The 24,271-nt window shown below is 61.6% G+C and carries 17 protein-coding genes; 11 read left to right on the top strand and 6 right to left on the bottom strand.

The features are described 5' to 3' along the window. Positions 1-118: 118 nt before the first annotated feature. Positions 119-1,762 carry an alkaline phosphatase D family protein gene (locus HNP33_RS10885; protein ID WP_325064928.1) on the top strand — a complete coding sequence of 548 codons (1,644 nt, stop codon included), beginning with the start codon at positions 119-121 and terminating at the stop codon, positions 1,760-1,762. Positions 1,763-1,883: 121 nt separating this feature from the next. Further along, a complete protein-coding gene (locus tag HNP33_RS10880; protein ID WP_184708255.1) occupies positions 1,884-3,794 on the top strand; it encodes a gamma-glutamyltransferase family protein in 1,911 nt (636 codons plus the stop codon). Positions 3,795-3,866: 72 nt separating this feature from the next. Here HNP33_RS10880 and HNP33_RS10875 read toward each other — a convergent pair whose 3' ends face one another. Both HNP33_RS10875 and HNP33_RS10870 read right to left on the bottom strand, forming a co-directional pair. Continuing rightward, entirely contained in the window at positions 3,867-4,337 is a 471-nt protein-coding gene (locus tag HNP33_RS10875; RefSeq protein WP_184708253.1) for a cupin domain-containing protein, read from the bottom strand. 159 nt (positions 4,338-4,496) lie between these two features. Beyond that, positions 4,497-6,155: an acyl-CoA synthetase gene (locus HNP33_RS10870; protein ID WP_184708251.1), complete on the bottom strand. Its 1,659-nt coding sequence runs from the start codon at positions 6,153-6,155 to the stop codon at positions 4,497-4,499. 255 nt (positions 6,156-6,410) lie between these two features. On the opposite strand from HNP33_RS10870, the gene dnaG reads away from it, so the two are divergent. The 5 genes from dnaG (at position 6,411) to HNP33_RS10845 (ending at position 13,224) form a co-directional block, all read left to right on the top strand. Next, a complete protein-coding gene (gene dnaG, locus HNP33_RS10865) occupies positions 6,411-8,465 on the top strand; it encodes a DNA primase (RefSeq protein ID WP_184708249.1) in 2,055 nt (684 codons plus the stop codon). A gap of 312 nt (positions 8,466-8,777) precedes the next feature. Further along, positions 8,778-11,243, top strand: a complete 2,466-nt coding sequence (gene rpoD / locus HNP33_RS10860) for an RNA polymerase sigma factor RpoD (RefSeq protein ID WP_184708248.1) — start codon at positions 8,778-8,780, stop codon at positions 11,241-11,243. A gap of 157 nt (positions 11,244-11,400) precedes the next feature. Further along, complete coding sequence (gene fdhD, locus HNP33_RS10855; RefSeq protein ID WP_233464482.1) at positions 11,401-12,219, top strand: formate dehydrogenase accessory sulfurtransferase FdhD; 819 nt, start codon at positions 11,401-11,403, stop codon at positions 12,217-12,219. 240 nt (positions 12,220-12,459) lie between these two features. Beyond that, positions 12,460-12,768, top strand: a complete 309-nt coding sequence (locus HNP33_RS10850; RefSeq protein ID WP_184708244.1) for a winged helix-turn-helix transcriptional regulator — start codon at positions 12,460-12,462, stop codon at positions 12,766-12,768. A gap of 102 nt (positions 12,769-12,870) precedes the next feature. Further along, positions 12,871-13,224, top strand: a complete 354-nt coding sequence (locus HNP33_RS10845) for an FKBP-type peptidyl-prolyl cis-trans isomerase (protein ID WP_184708242.1) — start codon at positions 12,871-12,873, stop codon at positions 13,222-13,224. A 205-nt stretch (positions 13,225-13,429) separates the two neighbouring features. Here the strand turns inward: HNP33_RS10845 and HNP33_RS10840 are convergent, their stop codons facing one another. Continuing rightward, the gene (locus HNP33_RS10840) at positions 13,430-15,490 is read right to left on the bottom strand and encodes a VC_2705 family sodium/solute symporter (RefSeq protein ID WP_184708240.1); all 2,061 of its coding nucleotides are present in this window, start codon (positions 15,488-15,490) and stop codon (positions 13,430-13,432) included. Positions 15,491-15,505: 15 nt separating this feature from the next. Continuing rightward, positions 15,506-15,784 carry a hypothetical protein gene (locus HNP33_RS10835; RefSeq protein WP_184708238.1) on the bottom strand — a complete coding sequence of 93 codons (279 nt, stop codon included), beginning with the start codon at positions 15,782-15,784 and terminating at the stop codon, positions 15,506-15,508. A 299-nt stretch (positions 15,785-16,083) separates the two neighbouring features. Here HNP33_RS10835 and HNP33_RS10830 point away from each other — a divergent pair, with 299 nt between their 5' ends. The 4 genes from HNP33_RS10830 (at position 16,084) to HNP33_RS10815 (ending at position 20,354) form a co-directional block, all read left to right on the top strand. Then, complete coding sequence (locus HNP33_RS10830; protein ID WP_184708305.1) at positions 16,084-17,262, top strand: ABC transporter substrate-binding protein; 1,179 nt, start codon at positions 16,084-16,086, stop codon at positions 17,260-17,262. 233 nt (positions 17,263-17,495) lie between these two features. Further along, the gene (locus HNP33_RS10825; protein WP_233464481.1) at positions 17,496-18,557 is read left to right on the top strand and encodes a hypothetical protein; all 1,062 of its coding nucleotides are present in this window, start codon (positions 17,496-17,498) and stop codon (positions 18,555-18,557) included. A gap of 112 nt (positions 18,558-18,669) precedes the next feature. Then, the gene (locus HNP33_RS10820; RefSeq protein WP_233464480.1) at positions 18,670-19,266 is read left to right on the top strand and encodes a sigma-70 family RNA polymerase sigma factor; all 597 of its coding nucleotides are present in this window, start codon (positions 18,670-18,672) and stop codon (positions 19,264-19,266) included. After that, positions 19,263-20,354 (top strand): hypothetical protein, encoded by a 1,092-nt coding sequence (locus HNP33_RS10815; RefSeq protein ID WP_184708236.1) that lies wholly within the window; start codon positions 19,263-19,265, stop codon positions 20,352-20,354. The genes HNP33_RS10820 and HNP33_RS10815 overlap by 4 nt, the downstream gene beginning before the upstream one ends. Positions 20,355-20,513: 159 nt before the next feature. Here the strand turns inward: HNP33_RS10815 and HNP33_RS21040 are convergent, their stop codons facing one another. Both HNP33_RS21040 and HNP33_RS10805 read right to left on the bottom strand, forming a co-directional pair. Beyond that, positions 20,514-21,101 (bottom strand): DUF4148 domain-containing protein, encoded by a 588-nt coding sequence (locus HNP33_RS21040; RefSeq protein WP_233464479.1) that lies wholly within the window; start codon positions 21,099-21,101, stop codon positions 20,514-20,516. Next, on the bottom strand, positions 21,101-24,259 hold the full coding sequence (locus tag HNP33_RS10805) for a CusA/CzcA family heavy metal efflux RND transporter (RefSeq protein WP_184708234.1): 3,159 nt from the start codon (positions 24,257-24,259) through the stop codon (positions 21,101-21,103). Before HNP33_RS10805 ends, HNP33_RS21040 begins: the two co-directional genes overlap by 1 nt. Between the last annotated feature and the right edge of the window lie 12 nt (positions 24,260-24,271).

Here is a 24,271-nt window from a genome sequence, read left to right as displayed (position 1 = left end):
TCAGCGCCCTCAGGCGTTTTTTCCACCTTGCTTTACCACTGCGACAAACCAGCACGCCGTTGACGCGCTATGCTCGGCCGATACTGTAAAAACTCAAAATTCATAGCAAATTACGTATATGCATCAAGCGCAAAGCAGTATTCCGGCCAATATATCCCGCCGCCAATGGCTGCAATGGCTTGCAACCACAAGCCTCGGCGGCATGTCGTTGGCCAGCCATGCAGCCCTGGCGACTGCGGCCTGGCCGGTCAGCGAGCAGCTCTTTGGCCTGGGCATAGCCAGCGGCGAGCCCGCCAGCGACAGCGTAGTGTTGTGGACGCGGCTCTTGCCCAGCCCGCGCATGCCCTTGCTTGGGCCGCAATCAGTGCAGTGGGAAATTGCCCACGACGAGCAGTTCCAGCATGTCGTGCAAAAGGGCGAAGCACTGGCCACAACAGACTGGGGCCACAGCGTGCATGTGCTGGCGCGCGGCCTGGCACCTGACCGCTGGTACCACTATCGATTTCACTGCAATGGCCAGACCAGTACCACCGGACGCACACGCACCACCCCGGTCGATGGCGCGCCCGTACAGCGCATGCGGCTCGTGTTTGCCTCGTGCCAGCGCTGGGAACACGGCTACTACGCTGCCTGGCGCCATGCGCGGGCAGACGATCCAGACCTGGTGGTCTTTTTGGGCGACTACATCTACGAATACGCATCACCCAAAGCCGATGCCAGCGACGCGAAAACCCAGTCACAGCTCTCCAAGCTGGCGCGCCTGCAGCCGCTGGCCTACCCGCGCAGCCTGCAAGACTACCGTGACCGCTACGCGCTGCACAAAAGCGATCCCGATCTGCAGGCCATGCACGCCTATTGCCCTTGGGTCATGACCTGGGACGACCACGAGGTGGAAAACGATTACGTGGGCCTGGAAGGCGTGGGCAGCGCTACCGCCTTTGCCGCCAAGCGCCTGGCTGCCTATCAGGCGTTCTACGAAAACATGCCGCTGCGCGCTGCCGTGGCCGCCAAAGCCAGTGCAGCCGGTAGCCTGCGCAATACGCAGATCTACCGCCGGTTCGCCTGGGGCAACCTCGCTGAACTGATGGTGCTTGATGCGCGCCAGTACCGAGACATTCAGGCCTGCCGCACACCGGGCGATAAAAGCAACGGCTCCGTCCATGCGGATGACTGCCCCGATCTGGCCCTCGATGCCCGCAGTTTTCTGGGGTGGGATCAAGAGCGCTGGTTGGCAGAAAATCTCAAGAACAATAGCGCCTCGCGCTCATCCAGCAAGCGATGGAGCGTGATTTGCCAACAAACCCTGTTTGCCCCTCGCCACTATCCCAATGGTCGCACCAGCACCGACAGCTGGGACGGTTACCCCGCAGCGCGCCAGCGCCTGATCCGCGCCATCGATCAGGCCGCATTGCGCAACACCGTGCTGCTGGGCGGCGACATCCACCAGAACTATGTCTGCCGCATCGACAACCCCGAAGCCGAGGGCCGCGCACCCCGTGCGGTGGCAAGCGAATTCTGTGGCACATCCATCACATCGCACTCGGGCACCACGCAGGCCCGGGTCGATGCCGTCGTTGCTCGCAACCCACAAATCTTGTTTGCCCGCTGCGACGAGCGCGGCTATGGCCTGTGCGAAGTTACACCTACCCTGTGGAAGACGCAGCTGCGCGCCGTCGATGACCCGTTGCGTGCGGACAGTGGCATCCGTACCCTGGCGCGCTTTGTGGTGGAAGACCGCGTGGCCGGGCCACAGCTCGCCTGAAGCAGCGCGCAAGAGCCTATTTACATCTGGATGCGTGTGTCGGTGCACTCCCTCAATGGCTTATCTGGCAGAGCAGGTACGATGCAGCATCCCACTACAGAAATAGAGAAGGAATACCGCCATGGCACACCAGACTTCCCTGAATCTCGAAGCCAGAAACAAGGCCCGCCAACCGCTCACGCGCGGCGCGCGCCATGCCTTGCAGATCAGCACACTGGCGGCGGCGGCCCTGTTGGCCGCCTGCACCAGCGCGCCATCGCTCCACTACACCCCACCTGCCGTGGCCGACCAGCCCGAAGGCAGCTCCGGCTGGATCGATAAGCCCGGCTGGGCCAACGAAAAGTACGCAGTGGCTGCAGCCAACCCGCTGGCAACGGATGCAGGCTTTCAGGTGCTCAAGGCCGGCGGCAGCGCCATTGATGCAGCCATTGCCGTACAACTGGTGCTCGGCCTGGTTGAGCCGCAGTCCAGCGGCATCGGCGGCGGAGCCTTCCTGCTGCATGCCCAGGGCAGTAAGGTAGAGGCCTATGACGGCCGCGAAGTCGCCCCCATGGCCGCCGATGAAAACCTGTTCATGAAGGACGGCAAGCCCATGGTCTTCCACGATGCCGTGGTGGGCGGCCGCTCGGTGGGCGTGCCTGGCGCCATCCGCATGCTGGAGCTGGCCCACAAGGAGCACGGCAAGCTCCCCTGGGCCACCTTGTTTGAGCCCGCCATCAAGCTGGCGAGCGACGGCTTCAAGGTCAGCCCTCGCCTGAACACGCTCACGGCACAGGAAAAGTTTCTGGGCCAGGATACAGTCGCCAGCAGCTATTTTCTCGATGCCAACGGCAAGCCCTGGCCCGTGGGCCATGTGCTGAAAAACCCGGAATACGCGGCAATCCTGAAAGACATCGCCAAGAATGGCTCCAAGGCGCTGCTGGAAGGCCCGGTGGCAGAAGCGATTGTGCGCAAGGTGCAAGGCCATGCCACCAACCCCGGCAAGATGACAGCAGCCGATCTGGCCGCTTACCAGCCCGTCAAGCGCGAAGCACTGTGCAGCGACTACAGCCCGCAAGCTGCAGCCAATGCGGCTGCACGCAGCTACCGCGTGTGCGGCTTCCCGCCACCCAGCTCGGGCGCCATTGCAGTCGGGCAGATCCTGGGCATACTGGGCAATACCCCGGCCCCGCAAATGGCGCTGGGCGCCGATGGCCTGCCTACTGCCGACTGGCTGTACCTGTACGCAGAAGCGTCGCGCCTTGCATTTGCCGACCGCAACCAGTACGTGGCTGATCCTGCTTTCGTTCAGGCTCCCGGCAACGACTGGCACAACATGCTGCGTCCGCAATACCTGGCTGAGCGTGCCAAGCTCATCGGTGCGCAAAGCATGAAACAAGCCCAGCCCGGCCAGCCCGGTGCCGTGAAAATCGCCTACGCCACCCAGCCCTACCAGATGGAATATGGCACCAGCCACATCAGCATCGTCGATGCCTATGGCAATGCGATTGCCATGACCACCACTATCGAAGACCAGTTCGGCTCGCGCCAGATGGTGAACACCGGCCGGGGTCTGTCCGGCGGATTTCTGCTGAACAACGAGTTGACCGACTTCAGCCTGGCTCCGCGCGATGCCCAGGGCCAGCTCATCGCCAACCGGGTCGAGCCTGGCAAACGCCCACGCTCGTCGATGGCACCCACGCTGGTGTTTGACAAGGCCACCGACAAGCTGGTGGTGAGCGCCGGCAGCCCTGGTGGCGCCTGGATCATCCACTACACCGCCAAAACGCTGTACGGCATGCTCAACTGGGGCCTGATGCCACAACAAGCCATCAACCTGCCTAATTTTGGAAGCTTGAACGGACCTACCGTGCTGGAGGAAAAGCGCTTCCCTGCCGCCACGGTAGAAGCCCTCGCCAAGCGCGGAGCCGAAGTCAAGGAGCAGAACCTGACCAGCGGCCTGCAAGCGATCTCGCGCGGCGAGGCCCATGGCAAATCGCTGTGGTTCGGCGGCGCAGACCCACGGCGCGAAGGCGTGGTGATGGGGCAGTAAGGCCTCGGCGCCCGGCATGAAAAAAGGAGCCTGCGTGGCTCCTTTGTTATTTCATGCGCACAGATGCGCGCATCACTGCTCGGCAATCACATCAATGAACACCAGCGGTTCCGTGCCTGTTGCCGTCAAGCCATGCGATTCGCCCTTGCGCACGATGGTCACGTCTCCCGCCTTCACCGGCACATCCTTGCCATCCTTGTCTTTGAAGACGCCAGTGCCCGAGACGATGATGTAGGTGTCCTCGTTGGTGGTGTGCGGGTGGTAACCGATGGAATCGCCCGGCTTCAAGCTCAGCCAGCTGATTTCCTTGATCGCCTCGTCCTTTTTGGCCTTGTCACGGGTAAAGGCATATTCACCTACCAGCACGCCCTGGCCACCACCCGCCTTTTCCTTCTGCGCCTTGAGCATGCTCTCCTTGGCATACACCTCGGAATGGGCTTTTCCGCCCAATAGCAGCGCGCCAGTAGCTATCAAAAAAGAAGCACTTAGCCATAATATACTGCGAGGTGCGGTGCGAGAGGTGGCGCTTGGGGCGTGTTGCATGGCTTGTGTCCTTGTCGATTGAAATGTGGATGAACCAAGCCACTCTAGGCACTGGGCCACACCAGAGCCATTGCGGCAAACCCGAGCGGCAAATACAACGCAGCTTTCAGCCAACACCTCGCGTCATACAGCCCGGCGGCAGCGTCAGGCGCCCGAGCATCACACATCAATGGCGTCTGCAGACCCGGCCAGCTTGCGCAGCTCGAACTTCTGGATCTTGCCCGTACTCGTCTTGGGCAGATCGCCAAACACTACAGCGCGAGGCACCTTGAACCCTGCCAGATGCTTTTTGCAGTGGGCCACAATGTCCTCGGCCGTCACCGCCGCGCCAGGTTTGATCTCGACAAAGGCGCAGGGTGTCTCGCCCCATTTGGCATCGGGTTTGGCCACCACGGCGGCGGCGAGAACTGCGGGATGGCGGTAGAGCACGTCTTCCACCTCGATGGACGAGATGTTCTCTCCGCCGGAGATGATGATGTCCTTGCTGCGGTCCTTGATCTTGATGTAGCCATCCGGGTACTGCACCGCGAGATCTCCCGTGTGGAACCAGCCACCACGGAAAGCCTCGTCCGTGGCGGTCGGGTTCTTGAGGTAGCCCTTCATTGCGATGTTGCCGCGCAACATGATCTCGCCCATGGTTTCGCCGTCTTCCGGCACAGGCTCCATGGTTTCGGCATTGATGACACGGGCCGCGCGCTGCAGGTGGTAGCGCACGCCCTGGCGCGCATTGAGGCGGGCACGCTCGCCCACGTCCAGCCCATTCCAGCTCTCCTGCTTGGCACAGACAGTGACGGGGCCGTAAACCTCGGTCAGACCATACACATGGGTCAGGTCAAAGCCCATCTGCTCCATGCCTTCGATCATCGATGCGGGCGGCGCCGCACCCGCCACCATGCATTTGACGCCACCCTGCGCCAGATTCTGCATCCCCTCCTTCATGGCCGCCGGGGCGTTGACGAGCAGGCTGTGCACGATGGGAGCGCCACAGTAGTGGGTTACGCCATGGGTTTTGATGGCGTTGAAGATGGCCTGCGCCTCGACCCGGCGCAGGCAAACGTTGACTCCTGCGCGCAGCGCCACCGTCCATGGAAAACACCAGCCATTGCAGTGGAACATGGGCAAGGTCCACAGATAGACAGCAAACTTGGGCATGTCCCATTCCAGCACATTGCTGGTGGCGTTTACCGCCGCGCCCCGGTGGTGGTAGACCACGCCCTTGGGGTTGCCGGTGGTGCCGCTGGTGTAGTTCAGTGCAATCGCATCCCACTCATCGCCCGGCAAGACCCACTCAAAGTCTGCCCGGCCCTGCGCCAGCAACTGTTCGTAAGTGAGGATGCCCAGGCGCTCGCTGGCCTCGCCATAGATGGCGTCTTCCACATCGATCAACAGCAACGGCGTGGCCGATTGGCGCAACTGCAGCGCTTTGGCCACCACACCGGCGAACTCGGGATCCACGATCAATGCCTTGGCTTCCCCGTGGTCCAGCATGAAAGCAATGGTTTCAGGATCCAGCCGGGTGTTGAGAGCATTGAGCACGGCGCCCGCCATCGGCACGCCAAAATGCGCCTCCACCATGGGGGGCGTATTGGGCAGCATCACCGCTACTGTGTCATTCTTGCCAATGCCATGCTGCTGCAAGCTGCTGGCCAACTGGCGGCAGCGGGCATAGGTTTGCCCCCAGGTCTGGCGCAGATCGCCATGGATGATGGCCAGCCGCTCGGGGTAAACCTCGGCCGCGCGCTCAAGAAAGCTCAAGGGGGTCAGCGGGGCGTGGTTGGCCTCATTGCGCTCCAACCGGGTGTCGTACATGCTCGTCATCGGTCTTGTGTCTCCTTGGAAACCACTGTGCCACAGATGGCTGACACGGAAATTGCAATGGCCGATGGGCTCTCACCAAGAATACGGATCGGTGAATATGGTAAAAATGACTGCTAGCGCCCGCCCATTGGGCAACATCAATCCTTTTTTCATAGCAATCCATGCCTGCTTGGCAAGCAACCGGTCAAGCCGAGTGCCGCAGCAATTTGCCCATGCAGCACTTGGGCGTGGCTGCGCTTGGGCGACAATAGGACGGTGTCCATCCCCCAGTCATTCATCCAGGAACTGCTCTCCCGCGTCGATGTGGTCGATGTGGTGGGCCGCTATGTACAGCTGAAAAAAGGCGGCGCCAACTACATGGGGCTGTGCCCTTTTCATGGCGAAAAGTCGCCTTCATTCAGCGTCAGCCCTTCCAAACAGTTCTACCACTGCTTTGGCTGCGGCAAAAACGGCAACGCGATTGGTTTTCTGATGGACCACACGGGTATGGGCTTCCGTGAAGCGGTGACCGAATTGGCCCAGAGCACCGGCCTGCAGGTGCCCGAAGACGATGTCTCGCCCCAGCAACGCGAACGCGCCGCCCAGGCGCGCGAAAAGCAGGCGACACTCACCGACATGCTGGAAAAGGCGGGCGACGCCTACCGCAAGCACCTGTCACAGTCGCAAAAAGCCATTGCCTATCTGAAAGGCCGAGGTGTCTCTGGCGCCACTGCCAAGCGTTTTGGCCTGGGCTATGCGCCCGAAGGCTGGCGCGGCCTGGCCAGCGTCTTCCCTGCTTACGATGACGCCAAGCTGGTGGAATCGGGGCTGGTGATCGAGTCCGAAGACGACAAGGGGGGCGATGCCAAGCGCTACGACCGCTTCCGCGACCGGGTGATGTTTCCGATCCGCAATGTCAAAGGCGAATGCATCGGCTTTGGCGGCCGCGTATTCGGCGACGAAAAGCCCAAATACCTGAATTCGCCCGAGACACCGGTCTTTCACAAGGGGCGTGAACTGTACGGCCTGTTTGAGGCGCGCACCGCCATCCGCGAACACGGCTACGTCCTGGTAACCGAAGGCTATATGGACGTAGTAGCGCTGGCGCAGCTGGGCTTTCCCAATGCCGTCGCCACCCTGGGGACCGCTTGCACGCCCGATCACGTACACAAGCTGTTCCGTTTTACCGATACCGTGGTGTTCAGCTTTGACGGCGACGCCGCCGGACGCCGCGCCGCCCGCAAGGCGCTCGACGGCGCCCTGCCCTATGCCACCGATACGCGCAGCATCAAATTCCTCTTCCTGCCTTCCGAGCACGACCCGGACAGCTTTGTGCGCGAATATGGCGCCGATGCGTTTGCCCGCCATGTACATGACGCAACCCCGCTGTCGCGCTTCTTGCTTGAAGCCGCCAGCGAAGGCTGCGATCTGGGGCAAGCAGAAGGACGCGCGCGCATGTCCAGCAACGCCCGGCCGCTATGGAATTTGCTGCCCGATGGAGCCTTGAAGCGCCAACTGCTGGTCGAAATTGCCGACAAGGCCCAGCTTCCTGCCGCTGAACTCGACGGGCTGTGGCAGAAGACCACGGCCCTGGAACAGGCCCGCCAGGGAGGCGGTGGCCGTGCGCACCACCCGGGAGCCGACCCCACCCGATCCACTGCGCCGTGGGATGCGGCAGTCGAGCCCCCTCCCTCGTATGGCGACGCACCGCCCTGGGATGGCGAGGGCGGCATGGACCGTTACCCCGGCCAGCGCAGCGATGGCTATGGCTCCCAACCAGGCAGCAACTTCGGCCATGGCGCTGGAGGCAATGCCTACGGCAAGCGCAGCCCTGGCGAATGGAAGGGCCGCAAGAGCAACTGGCAACCACGCCCTGCGCCGCAGCCACCCATGCCCACCGTAGCAGTCACGCGGGAAGACCAGGCCGCGCGCCTGCTGCTGTCGCACATGGCGTTTCTGGAGAACTTTTCCCCGGAAGATGCCGCCACCCTGGCGCAGTTGGATGCGCCCTACGGCAGCCTGTTTGCCTGGATAGAACAGCAGTTTCTGGCGCACGGCGCGCAGTCATGGGCCGTGCTGCGGGAGCACATGCGTGGCCATGTGATCGAGGAATTCGCCACCCAGCTGATGCAAGGGCACCACGCCCAGATCGACGGCCCGCTCGATGAGATCCGCGACGAGCTGCGTGACTCGCTCAGCCGCATCGTGCTCGACCACCTCGAAAAGCAGAACCGCCAGCTCATCACCCAGGCTTCTGACCCCAAGGCCCTGCGGCGCTACCAGAGCAATTTCCACCGCATTGGCCTGCTCAAGCGCCAGGTCAACAAATAAATGGCGCCAAGCTCTTGACATTCGCCAAAAAGGTATAATATTTGTTGCATCGGCAAGAGCGACAGCAGCACCTCCGGACCGGGCCCGCGTAAAGACTTACGTGATTTGCCACCAGCGCAAGCGCCCAACATACCGCAAGGACTGCATTCCAAATGATCGCCCCAACATCTTGCCCAGAGGTTCCGCACCTCGTATGGCCCAGCTGCCCATTGCACCTGTTGCAGGCAGACGCCGTATTTATTTATTTTGTATGCGCCGGTTAATGGCGCTTGCCAGTTTTCTTTGTGTGTTTTCTTTGATTCGAGGGTGTACATGCCTGCTACAAAGTCCGCGAAGTCGTCCGTCAAGTCGCCAACCAAAGCCAGCGCTGCCAAAAGTGCCAAGGCTGCAACCGTGTCCAAAGCCGCAAAACCTGCGGCTGCCAAGACACCTGTTGCAGCTGGCAAAACCGTAAAAGCCAGTGCTGCCGCCCCCTCCCCTACCAAGGCAGCGACGAAGAAGGTTAGCTCCGTGTCCGAAAGTAAACAACGCCTGTCTCAAGCAGAATTGCTCAAGGCTGCCGATGCCTTGCTGAATGCAGGCGCCCCCAAGAAACGTGCCACCAAGAAGGTGGAAGCCGAAGAAGCGGAAACCCCTGTGAAGGCCAAGGCCGCCGCAAAAACCGCAAAACCAAAAGCTGCCAAGCCTGCCGCAGAAGAAAAGCCCAAGGCCGCCAAGAAGACGGCTGCCAAGGGCAAAGCCAAGGCAAAAGCCAAGAGCGAAGAAGTCATCGATGATGATGCCGATTTCTCCGACATCGAGGACGATCTCGAAGGCGAGGAAACGGTAGAGGCCGAGGCTGCGCCCGACTCCCCTGTCGAGAAAGCCAAGCCGCTGCGCATGAAGGTCTCCAAGGCCAAGGAGCGCGCGCTGATGAAGGAATTCGGTCTGGACGAAGCCGTTCTGACCGAAGAGGAAATGTCCACCCGCCGCCAGCGCCTGAAGGCGCTGATCAAGCTGGGCAAGACCCGCGGCTACCTGACCAACGCCGAAATCTCTGACCACCTGCCCGACAAGCTGGTTGACGCCGAAACGCTGGAAGTCGTGATCTCCATGTTGAACGACATGGGCGTAGCGGTATACGAGCAGACCCCGGACGCAGAAACCCTGCTGCTGAACAACACCGGCCAGTCCGCAACGACAGAGGAAGAAGCGGAAGAAGAAGCGGAAGCCGCCCTCTCGACCGTGGATTCCGAGTTTGGCCGCACGACCGACCCCGTTCGCATGTACATGCGCGAAATGGGCACGGTCGAGCTGCTGACCCGTGAAGGCGAAATTGAAATTGCCAAGCGCATTGAAGGCGGCCTGCAGGACATGATGCTGGCCATCAGCGCATCACCCGCCACCATCGCCGAAATTCTGGCCATGGCCGAGGAAATTCGTGAAGGCAAGGTTGTCATCTCCACCATCGTGGACGGCTTCTCCGACGCCGACGAAAACGATGACTACGTGGCCGAAGAAGACTTCGACGAATACGACGAAGAAGACGATGACGATGGCAAGGGCGGCTCCAAGGCCATGACCCGCCGCCTGGAAGAGCTGAAGAACGAAGCACTGTCGCGCTTTGACAAGCTGCATTCGCTGTTCGAGCAGCTGCACCAGGCCTACGACAAGAACGGCTACAGCTCCGCCCAATACAAAAAGGTGCAGGATCAGCTGTCTGCCGAGCTGATGACCATCCGCTTCACCGCCAAGACCATCGAGAAACTGTGCGACATGCTGCGCGAGCAGGTGGACAGCGTACGCCAGAAAGAGCGTGCCCTGCGCAAGATCATCGTGGAAAAGTGCGGTCTGCCACAGGAAAAGTTCATCCAGCTCTTCCCTGCCAACCTGCTGAACCTGCAATGGATCGAGAAGGAAGCCCAGGCTGGCAACAGCTGGAGCGCCATCATGGGTCGCAACATCCCGCCCGTGCAGGAGCTGCAGCAGAACCTGATCGACTTGCAGGCCCGCGTGGTGGTGCCGCTCGATGAGCTCAAGCTCATCAACAAGCGCATGAACGACGGCGAGCGTGCTTCGCGCAATGCCAAGAAGGAGATGATCGAGGCCAATCTGCGCCTGGTGATCTCCATTGCAAAGAAGTACACCAACCGCGGCCTGCAGTTCCTCGATCTGATTCAGGAAGGCAACATCGGTCTGATGAAGGCCGTGGACAAGTTCGAGTACCGCCGTGGTTACAAGTTCTCGACCTATGCGACCTGGTGGATTCGCCAGGCCATCACGCGCTCGATTGCGGACCAGGCCCGCACCATCCGCATCCCGGTCCACATGATCGAGACCATCAACAAGATGAACCGCATCTCGCGCCAGCACCTGCAGGAGTTCGGCTTCGAGCCTGATGCGTCCATCCTGGCCGAGAAGATGGAGATTCCCGAGGACAAGATCCGCAAGATCATGAAGATCGCCAAGGAGCCGATCTCGATGGAAACCCCCATCGGTGATGATGACGACAGTCACCTGGGCGATTTCATCGAAGACAGCGCCAACACGGCGCCCGTGGATGCCGCCATGCAGGCTGGCCTGCGCGACGTGGTCAAGGACATTCTTGATGGTCTGACCCCGCGCGAAGCCAAGGTGCTGCGCATGCGTTTCGGTATCGAGATGAGCACCGACCACACGCTGGAAGAAGTGGGCAAGCAGTTCGACGTGACGCGCGAGCGTATTCGCCAGATCGAAGCCAAGGCGCTGCGCAAGCTCAAGCACCCCAGCCGCTCGGACAAGCTGCGCAGCTTCATCTAAGCTCCTCGCCCCTCCTGCAAGCCCCGCCCCGAGCGGGGCTTTTTCTTTGCAGCAAACTTCAAAGCCACCGGAAAGCTATCGAAGCAATAGCACTACGCGCTCCAGGGATGCGCGCGAAATGCCGTTTTGGGTCAAAATCCGGACTATGGAAACCACCTTGCCCTCTGCTATCCAAGCCTTGCCAGCCACCGTGCTTACACCCGCGCTGAGCACGCCGAGCACGGATGCGATTGCGGCCGAGGTTCCGGTGGCTCTTGTGTTCAACGGCATATCGCACGCAGTCATGATGTGCACCCCGCAGAACCTGGAAGCCTTTGCACTCGGCTTTGCCCTGTCGGAAGGCATCATCGACGGCATTGAAGACTGCTATGGCATCGAAGTGGCCGCAGCCCATGTATCGGGCAACGACGGCGATTTGCCCAGCATCCATGTAGAAATCACCATCGCAACCCGCTGCTTCGCCCGCCTGAAGGAAAAGCGCCGGACACTGGCCGGGCGTACCGGCTGCGGCGTCTGCGGCATTGATTCGATGGATGCGCTGGACATGGTGCCCGAGCCGTTGGTACCCATGGCCTGGGCGCATGACATCGGGCTGGAGCAGCTGCAAAGCGCATTCAGCCAGTTGCCAGCGCTGCAGGTTCTGAACCAGCAGGCTGGTGCCATCCACGCCGCGGGCTGGGCCTCGGCCGATGGCCAGCTGCAACTGGTGATGGAAGATGTGGGCCGCCACAATGCACTCGACAAACTGCTGGGCAGCATGGCGCAGCAGCAGTTGCTCCAGCAAGCCGGGTTTGTGGTGATGACCAGCCGCGCCAGCTACGAACTGGTGCGCAAATGCGCTCGCCTGGGGCTGCCGGTGCTGGCCACCATTTCTGCGCCAACCACCCTGGCTATTCAGGTGGCAAACCAGGCCGGCATGCGCCTTTTTGGCCTGTGCCGGGGGGCGCGATCCATTGCCTATACCGCCAATCGATAAAGACTGCTTTCTGCCCCGCAGCGCCCCACAGACGGCCCTGAGGCACTCAAAAAACGTAGCATATCAGCAACACTTATCGCGCCATCGCACCAGATTGGGGTACTGCGCCTATACATTGCCGATCAAGAGCTATTAAACTTGTAGCAGATATTTCTCGCGACTATGGTCGCGCCCAATATTGTGGATTTGAATGCGAAAGCGCCGCTTTCGCTCCTCAACATAGCGCAAGGAGAACCATACATGAGCGCCAAGGAAAATACCGCCATCAACCAGCTGTTCGAGCGGTTGGAATGCCGATACGCTTTGCGTGTGCTGTGGGCACTGCGTGACGGCCATCCACAAACCTTTCGTCTGCTGCAGGACAGCGTGGGCGGCATCACCCCCAATACCTTGAACACCCGCATCAAGGAGCTGCGCGAAGCTGGCTTCCTCGATCACAACAGTGACGGCTACACCGTCACCCCTTCGGGCCAGGATCTGCTCAAGCGCCTGTCGGACGTGCAAGCCTTTGCCACCCGCTGGGTCGCTGCAGGCCAAGGCAAAAAATAAAGCCCCTCCCCGACAAAACCACGCCAAGCCCGCTTCATGCGGGTTTTGTGCTTTGTGGGCAGGTATGATTGCCCGTTGCAAGAACACTCTCAAAGGATCACCATGGCATTCACTACCACCCCATCAGGCCTGCAATACGAAGATACCGAAGTTGGCGCCGGCGCAGAAGCGGCCAAGGGTCAGCAAGTCACCGTGCACTACACCGGCTGGCTGTATGCCAATGGGCAGCAAGGCAACAAGTTCGACTCCAGCAAGGACCGCAATGATCCCTTCGTGTTCCCACTGGGCGCAGGCATGGTCATCAAGGGCTGGGACGAAGGCGTGCAAGGCATGAAGGTGGGCGGCAAGCGCACCCTCATCATCCCCGCAGAGCTGGGCTATGGCGCGCGCGGCGCAGGCGGTGTAATCCCTCCCAACGCCACGCTGAAGTTCGATGTGGAACTGCTGAAGGTATAACTCGGGGCAACCCAATGGGGGAAGACAGCCTGAGGGCTGGCGGCGGATAGCAAGCAACCGCTGCTGCGCCACAAAAGGTATTTCCCCTTCAAAGCCATTTCCGGCAAGAACTGCACCGCGCACACGCCCGGTGCAGTTTTTCATTGCAAGCCTCCCATTGCTGAGCCGTCGCCCGACAGGCATGACGCCGCCCCCGGGCATTCTTCTAGCGCTGCTGCTCTGATTGCACCGCGGCTACCCCGCCTTTGCGGCGAGACAGATTGCTGACCACCCAGATCACCAGAAGCCCAGCAGGCACCCCGAATACCGCCGCCAGCGTTGGCTGTATGCCCCACCACAGATGAGAGTACTGGGCCGATTGCCAGCCAGTGGCGCGTGCAGGCCATGCGTTGACCACCATGTAGTACAGGGTAATGCCCAGGCCCGCCAACATGCCCCACACGGCGCCTTGGCGTGTTGCCCCTTTCCAATACAGACCCAGCAGCATTGCGGGGACAAAAGCAGAAGCGGCTATCGAAAATGAGGCCGACACCAGCACCAGAATGCCGGAACTGCGCACCGACGCCACGGCTGCTGCCGCCAGCGCCACCATCAGCAAGGTGAATTTGGACAGAATGACCCGCTGCTGCGGTGTCACGGATTTGCCCCGCTCCACCAGGTACAGATCGCGCACCAGCGCATTGCTGATCGTCAGCAGCAGGCCATCGGCTGTTGAGAGGGCCGCCGCCAACCCCCCAGCAGCCACCAGGCCCGATACGACAAACGGCAACCCGCCCAGCTCTGGCGTGGCCAGCATGATCAGATCGGCTCCCAGGCGTATCTCGCCCCACTGCACAATGCCGTCTCCATTCACATCCTCAATCGACAGCAGTGAGCCGTCCACCCGCGTCCACTGGGCGATCCAGGTGGGCAGTGCATCAAAATTGCTGCCCACCAAGGTCTGCATCACCTGTAGCTTGACGAGCGCCGCCAGCGCAGGCGCGCTGGTGTAGAGCAGCACCACAAAAAACAAGGTCCAGGCAACCGAGCGCCGCGCCGCTGCAGGCGTGGGCAAGGTGTAGTAGCGTGTCAGCAGGTGAGGCAGGCCCGCGGTGCCGAGCATCAGACAAAACATCAAGGCCAGAAAATTGCGCCGCGACACATCCTCCTGCACCTGCGCGGCCTCTGCCACACCAGGAATCACCGCATACGGCACCGTATGCTGCGGCGTGCCCCCCAGCGGCTGCGCGCGGGCGTAGTTTTCGTGCATGGCAGCGGTCCATTGCTCGCGCGCCGTGGTTTCGTCCTGGGGCAAGGCCGCCAGCTCACGCCCGGCTGCCAACACCTGGCCCAGATCGGCATTGCTGATGCGCAGCTGGTGCACCAGCTCACGCAGCCGCTCGCGCTCGGCCTCCAGCGCGGCCGGGATATTGCGCAGCCGCGATTCGAACACCATGCCACGCTGCAGGTAGACCAGCTCCACGTCACGCTCGGCCGGATCGCTCAGCAAGGCTTTTTCATATTCAGCAATCTTGCCCAACTCCTGCGTATAGGCCACGGCTGCCACCGGGTTGCCCAGGCGCTGGTAGGCAAGCCAGGATACAGGGATCAAAAACGCCAGAAGAATCATCACGTACTGCGCCACCTGCGTCCAGGTAATGGCACGCATGCCCCCCAGAAAGGAGCAGACCAGCACCCCACCCAGGCCCAGCATGATGCCGATCTCGAACTGCACACCCGTCAGCCGCGACGCGATCAGGCCCACGGCATAGATTTGTGCCACCACATACGAAAACGAACACATCACCGCAGCGAGCGCCGCAATCACGCGCGGCCAGCGTCCGCCATAGCGCAGCTGAAAGAAATCCGGCAAGGTATACAGATTGAGTGCCCGCAGCTGGGGCGCAATCAAAAGCGCCACCAGCACGAAACCGCCTGTCCAGCCCAGAAGGTAGGCGAGCCCGCCGGGCTGCTGGCTGGTGCCTGCAAAACCCTGCAGATACAGCGCGCCCGACAGACTCAGAAACGATGCGGCGCTCATCCAGTCTGCCGCAGTCGCCATGCCGTTGTAGATGGGCGGAATGCGGCGGCCCGCCACGTAATACTCTTCCGAATCGGCCGTTCGGCCCCACACGCCGATGGTGGCATACATCATCACCGGCACAAACAGGAAGATCGGTCCGATCCATTGGCGCGACAGACCGGCATGCTCTGCCCAGCCTACCAGCCCAATGAAACAGGCCAGGCCCAGCAGATACAGTGCAAACAGCTTGTGGATTCGTTGCATGGCAGCCGTGCTTGCTTATTGCACATCCTTTTCCGGATGCAGCCGCAGATACCAGGCATATGCCACCAGCAGCAGTACATACAGAACCGGCAGGCCCGAGGCGGCATAGCGGTAGGCCGCGCCTGCGCCCCAGACGGCATCGAGTTGCGGCGCCCAGTACAGGCAGGCAAAGGTGCTGAGTACCAGTACCAGCAACACCCACAGCTTGGCCGCGTTCAAGCGTATCGACGCAAAAGCGGCCGATGGATCGGAAGGAGTCGCCTCGGGGCTGGCACTTTTGTTGGCAGTATTCATTGGCAGTAGATTGAGAGTGGGACGGCCACCCAAGCCCATGAAGGGTGGCTAGCTCTGCGACGCTCTTCATTCTGTGCAGCCGTCGCCCCGCCATTTTGTCGCAGATGGGACTGGTTTGCGCCCTCTCTAGGGGGAAGCACGGTGCAGCGTCCACAGCCGGGTTTTGATAATCCAGCCTGAATCGGAGCTGCACACCATGCGGCAGCCAGCCTCCGCGATCGCGCATCGCTTGCACAGACGACAACTATTTTTGGAGACAAACAGCCGTGACCCATCTCAAAATCACAGCAGCTGCCGCCATGCTGGCCTGCACCACCTTGGCAGCGCAGGCCACCGGCATCTCGGATGACAAGGTCAAGATCGGCGTGCTCACCGATATGTCGGGCCAGTATGCCGATTCGGGCGGCAAGGGCTCGGTCGAGGCGGCCAAGATGGCCATCGAAGACTTTGGCGGCAAAGTACAAGGCAAACCCATTGAGCTGGTATTTGCCGACCACCAGAACAAGGCCGACATCGGTGGCACCAAGGCCCGCCAGTGGTGGGATGCCGAAGGCGTGGACATGATCATGGATCTGAACAACTCCGCCATTGCCGGCGCCGTGTTCACCCTGGCCAAGGAACGCAACAAGGTGGCCATCAGCACCGGCGCGCTGTCCACGGGCCTGACCAACGAATTCTGCGCACCCACCACCGTGCATTACACCGTCGACTCCTACTCCCTGGGCAAGTCTGCGGTCGAAAGCATCATGGCGCAGGGCAAGAAAGACTGGTTCATTCTGGCGGTCGACTATGCCTATGGCAAGGTGACAGCCGCCACGGTGACAGATTTTGTCAAGGAAAGCGGCGGCAAGGTGCTGGGCACCGTCTATCACCCGTTCAATGCCAGCGACTTCTCGTCCTTCATGATGCAGGCGCAGGCCAGCAAGGCCCAGGTCGTGGCGCTTGCCAACGCCACGCAGGATACCGTCAACTCCATCAAGACGGCGCGGGAGTTCGGCATGACCAGGAACATCACCTTTGTGCCGCAACTCATCTACATCAACGATGCGCACGCCATGGGGCTGGAGCTGGGCCAAGGCCTGACCTTTGCCACCGCCTTCTACTGGGATCGCAATGATGAATCACGCGCCTGGTCCAAAAAGTACCAGGCCCGCATGAAGAAAATGCCGTCGATGAACCAGGCCAGCGTCTACTCCGCCGTCACCCAGTACCTCAAGGCCATCGATGCCGCAGGCACTGACGAAGGCGTGGCGGTGACCAACCAGCTCAAGAAGATGAAGATCAACGACGTGTTCTCGCAAAACGGCTATGTGCGCGAAGACGGCCGCATGGTGCACGACATGTTCCTTGCCCAGATGAAGTCTCCCAAGGAATCCAAGGGAGCCTGGGATTACTACAAGATCCTCGACACCATACCGGGTGACAAGGCCTTCCAGCCCCTGTCCAAGAGCACCTGCTCGCTTGTTACAAAAAAATGAGTACCTTGGGCTTATCTGGTAAGCACCAGCGCCTGATTTCACATAAAGACCAATGACACCCAAGCCCGGCGCCCGCCGGGTTTTTTATCGGCGCGGACCGCAAGACGCGGCAGCGTCCAAAGCAAGGTCCGCCTCGGCATTACAAAAAAATACAAACCGCACTGTACGGCTTAACCCCATGGGGCGGCCTGCTCCGATTCAGCAGGTACCACAACCCTGCCGGAGCATGCACCATGCCTAAGACCGCACATCCCTACCCAGCCCGCTCTCACTCGGCGCCCTCTCGCTCGGGGCGTCTTCGCACCACCCGTTTTTCGCCTCTTTTCTCAGCCCTGCTCACCACCTGCCTGCTGACAGCAGGCATGCCCACCGCCCATGCCAGCGCATCCGCGCCGCGTGGCAGACTGGCCGATGTCAAGCTGGTGGACCGCACGACGGGCCAGCCCCTGCGGCTGTACCAGTACCAGGGCGAATACTGGGTGGCGGGCCGTCCCGGCGCCAGTTATGCCATTGACATCACCAACCGTACCGGCGGCCGCATTCTGGCTGTCATCAGCGTTGACGGCGTCAACGCGCTTGACGGCAAGACCGCATCGAGCGCGCCGGATGACGGCTATGTCTTCAATCCCTGGCAAAACTGGGCCATCAACGGCTGGCGCAAAAGCCAGTCCCAGGTTGCGGCCTTCTACTTTTCGGAAAGCGACGCATCGTACGCCAGCCGCACCGGCCGCCCGCTGGACGTAGGCGTGATCGGCGTCGCCCTGTTCCGTGAGCGCGTGCCCGAACCCGTGCGCCCCCCACCGGCCGTGCGCCGCAGCCCCGTGGCCGAAGAACATGCGCCAGCCCGTATGAAAGAATCGGAAAAATCCACCGCCGATGCCGCAGCCACGACGGCACCCTTGCCCACGCCACCATCCGCGCCACAGGCCGCCCCCGCCGCTGCCTCACAGCCGCCCTCCTCACCGGCAGCAGAAAGCGCAGCCGAAGCATCACCCGCCCCGTCCACATCTGAAAGAGCCGCCAAGCGCGCGCCTGCAGCCACAGCCAACGCCGCGCCGCGCTCCCCAAGCCTTGGCACCGGCCACGGCGCGCTGGAAACCTCGCACACCCGCACGGTGGATTTCGACAGCGCCACGCAACGGCCCGAGCAGATCGTCCGAATCCGCTACGACAGCTACGCCAACCTGGTGGCCAAAGGCGTGATCCGCGAGCCGCGCCCTGCGCCTGAACGCCGCCCCCAAGCCTTTCCCGCCGATGCCGAGCGCAGCTATGTGCCCGACCCACCTCGCTATTGATTGCCGGCACCCATCCGCCCCGCCCTGGCATACGCCAGCCTGGGCAGGGGTGGTTGTGCGATTTTCTCCACATCGGCTCGCACTGTGCATCCGGCTTTGCATAATGGGCCCGATGGTGGATGAACAACAACCCGACGAAGCGCTGATGCTGGCCTATGCCCGCGGCCATGCCGCCGCGTTTGAGCCACTCTACGCCCGCCACAGCCAGCGCCTATGGCGCTATTTTTTCCGCAACACAGGCAACGCAGCTCTCGCTGATGACCTGGCGCAGGACACCTGGTTCGCCGTGGTGGATGCAGCGCCCGGCTACCAGCCCAGTGCCAAGTTCAGCACCTGGGCCTTCACCCTTGCGCACCACAAGCTGGTGGACCACTGGCGCCGCCACAAACCCCATGCCAGCCTCGACGAGGAAACCGGCGAAGGCATGGCCCTTGCCGAAACCCTGTTTGCCAATTCCGGCTTTGATCCCGAGCGCCTGCAAGGCCGCAAGGACATCGCCCGTGCCCTGCTCAACGCCCTGGCCCAACTACCGCCCGAACAACGCGAAGCCTTTTTGCTGCAAGCCGAGGCCGACATGACCGTGGCCGATATCGCCGCAGCCACCCATGTGACCCAGGAGACCGCAAAAAGCCGCCTGCGCTATGCACGCGCCAAACTGCGCCAAGCCCTGGAAGCAGGCGACGAAGAACCACAGAAGGTGCCCGCATGACCGACCGCACCACACCCCGGAACGCCCCCGTGCCCGGCACGCCGCCAGATGATCTGGTGCAGCGCTACCATGCAGCCAGCACAGAAGACGGCAGCCCACACGGCCCCAGCCCCGAGGCCAGTGCCCGCGTGCTGGCCTATGCACGTGAGCAGGCAGCCATGCGCACAGCCAACGACACACAACCGATACTCACGCCCGCACCAGACACAGGTGCCGGCTTTGACGGAGAGCCCGCCAATGACCGCCGCTGGCTGCGCCATGCGCTTGGCAGTCTGGCCGCCATTGGCCTGGTTGGCTGGCTCACCTTGCATCACCTGGACGAGCCTGGCGCGCCTCAACTCGACAGCCCCGCACCGGCTTCTTCGGCTGCGGGCGAATCCGCCGCCACGGTATCGTCCGCAGCGTCAACAGAGCCTGTGGCTGCCGATGCGATCGCCAATGGCAAGGCCAGTGCCAATCTTGAAGAAAAATCACTGCCCGCACCCACCCCAAATGCACCATTGGCGATCAAACCTGAAGCAAAAAAAACGGCAGAGCACCCTCTGCCACCTGCAGCCAGTGCACCTGATACGGCCCAGCCAGGCGGCGATGGCGGCGCGGCCTTCGCTCGCAAGGCCCAGCAACACGCACCTGCTTCTGCAGACATGCACTCTGCCACTGTTGCACCACCCCATGCTGCAACTGCGCCGGCGCTCCCTACTGCTGCAATGCCGACTCCCGCGGCTCCTGCGGCCCCTGTTGCAGTAACCCCGCCCCCCCAACTGGACCGTCGCGCCCGGGCAAAAGAGGCAGAATTCTCTGCCGGAGCACATGCGCAGGCGAGCGTAGATGCCAGCGCGGCAGCCGAGCGCACGGCAGAAGCCGCGGCCCCGGTTTCCGCAGAACACGGCACGGCCACCAGCAAAGCCAAACCTCTACCGTACTGCGACCCGGCCATGCCTGCCGATGCCCAGGCCGAACAGGCCCGCCGCATCCAAGCCCGCGAAGAAGCAGAAGCCGCAGGCAAGGCTATGCCAGAGCCCGCGCCAGTCTGCAGGCCTCCCCGGAAGTCCACAGCGCCGCAAACCATACCCCTGGACAGTCGATAGTGCATGTCTGCAAAGGGATGAGAGAGGATGAAAAAAGCCGCCCTGGCCTTAACACCAGGGCGGCTTTCCATGCGCAATGCATGGAGCCTCCAGCACCATGCACACCATCAACAGGGGCAGGAACTACATGCCGGAGCGAGAGTTCTGTTCTTCCGGCAATCACCCCCTGTAAAGCGTCTCCAATGCCTTGCGCTCCTGGGGGGTCAGCGAGCGGAACTCGTTCACGACCTGCTCACGGGTCTTGCCGGAGGCAGCACTGGTATCGCGCGGCGGGAAGTTGCCACCACGGAACGCATCAGAGCCGCCTTGCTTCACAAACGCAGCCGCTTCGGCTTGCACTTCAGCCCGGGTTCTTTCGCTCTTGAAATGCTCGGGGTATGTGACATAGCCCTTTTCCGTGGTGGTCTGGTGGATATAGCTGTTCGCAAAAGCTGCATTGCCCGTCAGCAGCGCTGCGGCGAAAACAGACATGGCGGCGATCAGGGAAGTACGGTTCTTTCGCATGAGGAAGTGCCTTTCAAAGGTTTGTAAACACCTCGAAGCGAGTGCATTCGAGATGGCTCTATTCTGAAAAAAACACCCTGACGGATTGCCCACCGGAAGATGACATTCTCGCCACCTGCGTGTTACAAAAAGAATATAGAAACCATAGCAGCCAGCGCTTTCCCGATAACCTCTGAGCCCCTTGCGTTGCAGAATAAAAAACGCCATGCCGGATTGGGCATGGCGCTGTTTTTGCGGTGCCATCAGGCTACCGGCTCTTGCTCCTTCAACTCGTCCTCCGATGGATCGTTCTTGTGCACCATGCGATAGAGCAGCGGCAGCACCAGCAAGGTTAATATCGTCGACGAAAGTATCCCGCCGATCACCACCGTGGCAAGCGGGCGTTGCACCTCGGCCCCTGTACCCGTGGCAATCGCCATGGGCACGAACCCCAGTGATGCCACAAGCGCCGTCATCAGAACCGGCCGCAGGCGAGAGAGCGCGCCGCTATGCACCGCCTGCGGAACACCCAACCCTGTCTCGCGCAGGGCGCGGATCGATGAGATCATCACCAGGCCATTGAGCACGGCCACCCCCGACAGCGCGATGAATCCGATGGCCGCAGAGATGGACAGCGGAATGCCCCTCAGCCACAAGGCCAGTATTCCACCCGTGAGCGCAAAGGGGATGCCGGTAAAGACCACCAACCCGTCTCTCACGTTGCCAAACATGGCAAACAGCAAGGTGAAGACCAGGAGCAGTGCGACAGGCACCACGATCTGCAGGCGCTGCTGGGCCGATTGCATGTTCTCGAAGGTACCGCCCCACCGCGTCCAGTAACCTGCTGGCAGGGCAATCGCATCCAGGTCACGCTGCGCCTGTGCGACGAACGAGCCGATGTCTCGCCCCCGCACGTTGGCACTGACGACGATGCGCCGCTTGCCGTCTTCGCGGCTGACCTGGTTGGGGCCCGGAGACAGGTTGAAGGATGCTACTGCAGACAGCGGCAAAAAGGCCTGCCTGCCGCTTGCCTGCGGCGGCAGCGCAATCGGCAGGCGCTCAAGGGCTGCCAGATCATTGCGCACCGATTCAGGCAAGCGAACCTGAATATCGAAACGCCGGTCACCCTCGAAAATCGTGCCCGCCTCCTGGCCGCCAATGGCCGTGGCAATGGTCTGCTGCACATCACCCAGGTTCAGCCCATAACGTGATGCCTTCTCGCGGTCGACCTGCACGGTCAGCATGGGCAGGCCAGTGGTCTGCTCCACCTTTACCTCCGACGATCCGGGCACCTTCTGCAGCATAGCTGCAATGCTCTGCGCCGTGCGCTCGAGCACCTGCATGTCATCGCCAAAAATCTTCACGGCAACATCGCTGCGCACGCCCGATATCAACTCATTGAACCGAAGTTGAATGGGTTGCGAAAACTCGTAGTTGCTGCCGGGAATCTCTTGCACCACGTCCTGGATCGCAGCCAGCAGATCCTCTCTGCTGCGGTTGGGATCGGGCCACTGTGCTTTGGGTTTGAGCATGATGTAGCCGTCTGAGATATCGGGCGGCATGGGGTCGGCCGCGATCTCCGCTGTGCCGGTGCGCGCAAAGACCCGGTCGACCTCCGGAAATTTCTCCTTGAGCGTGCGCTCCAGCTGCATCTGCATGTCGAGCGACTGGGTCAGACTCGTCCCGGGTACGCGCAGTGCCTGCACCGCAAAATCCCCTTCATTGAGGTTGGGCGCGAACTCACTGCCCATGCGAGACGCCAGCACCAGGCTCAGCAATACTGCCACCACGGCACCTGCGATCACGACCATGGGCATGCGCATCACGCCTTGCAGCAGCGGCTCATAGGCATTGCGCGCCCATGACATCAGGCGGTTCTCCTTCTCCGCAACCCGCGCTCCGATAAAGAGGGCAATGGCAGCGGGGATGAATGTGATGGATAGCACCATGGCACCGGCCAGCGCCAGCACCACCGTCAGCGCCATAGGGTGGAACATCTTGCCCTCCACCCCAGTCAGCGCAAAGATCGGCAAGTACACCACCATGATGATGAGCTGGCCAAACAGCAACGGCCTGCGCGATTCCTTGGCGGCGGCAAACACTTCCTGAAACCGCTCGTTGCGCGTCAGCAGCCGCCCCTTGTGCTCCTGGGCATGCGCAAGGCGCCGCACGCAGTTCTCCACGATGACCACCGCCCCGTCAATGATGATGCCGAAATCCAGCGCGCCCAGGCTCATGAGGTTGGCGCTGATGCGGTAATGCACCATGCCGGTGAAGGTAAAGAGCATAGAGAGCGGAATGATGAGCGCCGTGATCAGGGCCGCGCGGATGTTGCCCAGAAAGAGGAACAGGATGACCACCACCAGCGCGGCGCCCTCCAGCAGGTTCTTTTTTACGGTGGTGATGGCCTTTTCCACCAGGGTGGTGCGGTCGTAGACCGTGACAATCTTCACGCCTTCGGGAAGGCTCTTGCGGATCGACTGCATCCGCTCGTCCACCGCCTTGGAGACTACGCGGCTGTTCTCGCCAATCAGCATGAAGACGGTGCCGAGCACCACCTCGCGCCCGTTGTCCGTGGCAGCCCCGGTGCGCAACTCGCGCCCCAGTTCCACATCGGCCAAGTCGCGGATGCGTATGGGCTGGCCCTGCGCCGTGCCGACGATGATCTCCCTGAGATCGTCGATTCCCTTGGCTTGGCCGGGGGCGCGGATCAGGTACTGCTCGCCCTGGCGCTCGATGTAGCCCGCGCCAACATTGGTATTGTTGTTCTGCAGCGCCGCCACGATCCGATCCATGGAAATACCGTAGGACGCCAGCTTTTCCGGTGAAGGAGCCACCAGGTACTCTTTCGAGAAGCCGCCGATGGAGTTGATTTCGGTGACGCCGGGCACATTGCGCAGCTGCGGCTTGATGACCCAGTCCTGTATCTCGCGCAGGTCCATGGGGGTATAGGGCGAGCCATCTGCCTTCCTGGCGCCCTCTTCGGCCTCCACGGTCCACAGGTAAATCTCGCCCAGGCCCGTGGAGATGGGCCCCAGGCTGGGCGATATGTTGGCAGGCAGCTTCTCCTTGGCCTCCTGGATGCGTTCATTGACCAGTTGGCGGGCGAAATAGATGTCGGTGCCGTCCTTGAAGATCACGGTGACCTGGGACAATCCATAGCGCGACAGCGAACGTGTCTGCTCCAGCTGCGGCAGGCCCGCCATCACGGTTTCTATCGGGTAGGTGATGCGCTGCTCGGTCTCCAGTGGAGAATAGCCAGGCGCCTGGGTGTTGATCTGTACCTGGACATTCGTGATGTCAGGCACTGCGTCGATCGACAGCTTCTGGTAGCTGAAAACGCCGAGAACGGCCATGGCGGCAGCGGCTACGAGAACCAGCCAACGCTGCTCGATGGCAAAGCGGATGATGCGCTCAAACATGTGCTCTCCCCC

Source organism: Comamonas odontotermitis (assembly GCF_014207855.1).
GTDB classification, from domain to species: domain Bacteria; phylum Pseudomonadota; class Gammaproteobacteria; order Burkholderiales; family Burkholderiaceae_C; genus Comamonas; species Comamonas odontotermitis_A.
Note: the sequence above shows the minus strand (reverse complement) of the source record. Positions and strands in the feature narration are given on the sequence as shown.

Coding starts and splice junctions, on each gene's coding strand:
- HNP33_RS10885 (WP_325064928.1), top strand. CDS start 119: ATGCATCAAGCGCAAAGCAGTATTCCGGCCAATATATCCCGCCGCCAA.
- HNP33_RS10880 (WP_184708255.1), top strand. CDS start 1,884: ATGGCACACCAGACTTCCCTGAATCTCGAAGCCAGAAACAAGGCCCGC.
- HNP33_RS10875 (WP_184708253.1), bottom strand. CDS start 4,337: ATGCAACACGCCCCAAGCGCCACCTCTCGCACCGCACCTCGCAGTATA.
- HNP33_RS10870 (WP_184708251.1), bottom strand. CDS start 6,155: ATGACGAGCATGTACGACACCCGGTTGGAGCGCAATGAGGCCAACCAC.
- rpoD (WP_184708248.1), top strand. CDS start 8,778: ATGCCTGCTACAAAGTCCGCGAAGTCGTCCGTCAAGTCGCCAACCAAA.
- HNP33_RS10850 (WP_184708244.1), top strand. CDS start 12,460: ATGAGCGCCAAGGAAAATACCGCCATCAACCAGCTGTTCGAGCGGTTG.
- HNP33_RS10845 (WP_184708242.1), top strand. CDS start 12,871: ATGGCATTCACTACCACCCCATCAGGCCTGCAATACGAAGATACCGAA.
- HNP33_RS10840 (WP_184708240.1), bottom strand. CDS start 15,490: ATGCAACGAATCCACAAGCTGTTTGCACTGTATCTGCTGGGCCTGGCC.
- HNP33_RS10835 (WP_184708238.1), bottom strand. CDS start 15,784: ATGAATACTGCCAACAAAAGTGCCAGCCCCGAGGCGACTCCTTCCGAT.
- HNP33_RS10830 (WP_184708305.1), top strand. CDS start 16,084: ATGCTGGCCTGCACCACCTTGGCAGCGCAGGCCACCGGCATCTCGGAT.
- HNP33_RS10825 (WP_233464481.1), top strand. CDS start 17,496: ATGCCTAAGACCGCACATCCCTACCCAGCCCGCTCTCACTCGGCGCCC.
- HNP33_RS10820 (WP_233464480.1), top strand. CDS start 18,670: ATGGTGGATGAACAACAACCCGACGAAGCGCTGATGCTGGCCTATGCC.
- HNP33_RS10815 (WP_184708236.1), top strand. CDS start 19,263: ATGACCGACCGCACCACACCCCGGAACGCCCCCGTGCCCGGCACGCCG.
- HNP33_RS21040 (WP_233464479.1), bottom strand. CDS start 21,101: ATGGCACCGCAAAAACAGCGCCATGCCCAATCCGGCATGGCGTTTTTT.
- HNP33_RS10805 (WP_184708234.1), bottom strand. CDS start 24,259: ATGTTTGAGCGCATCATCCGCTTTGCCATCGAGCAGCGTTGGCTGGTT.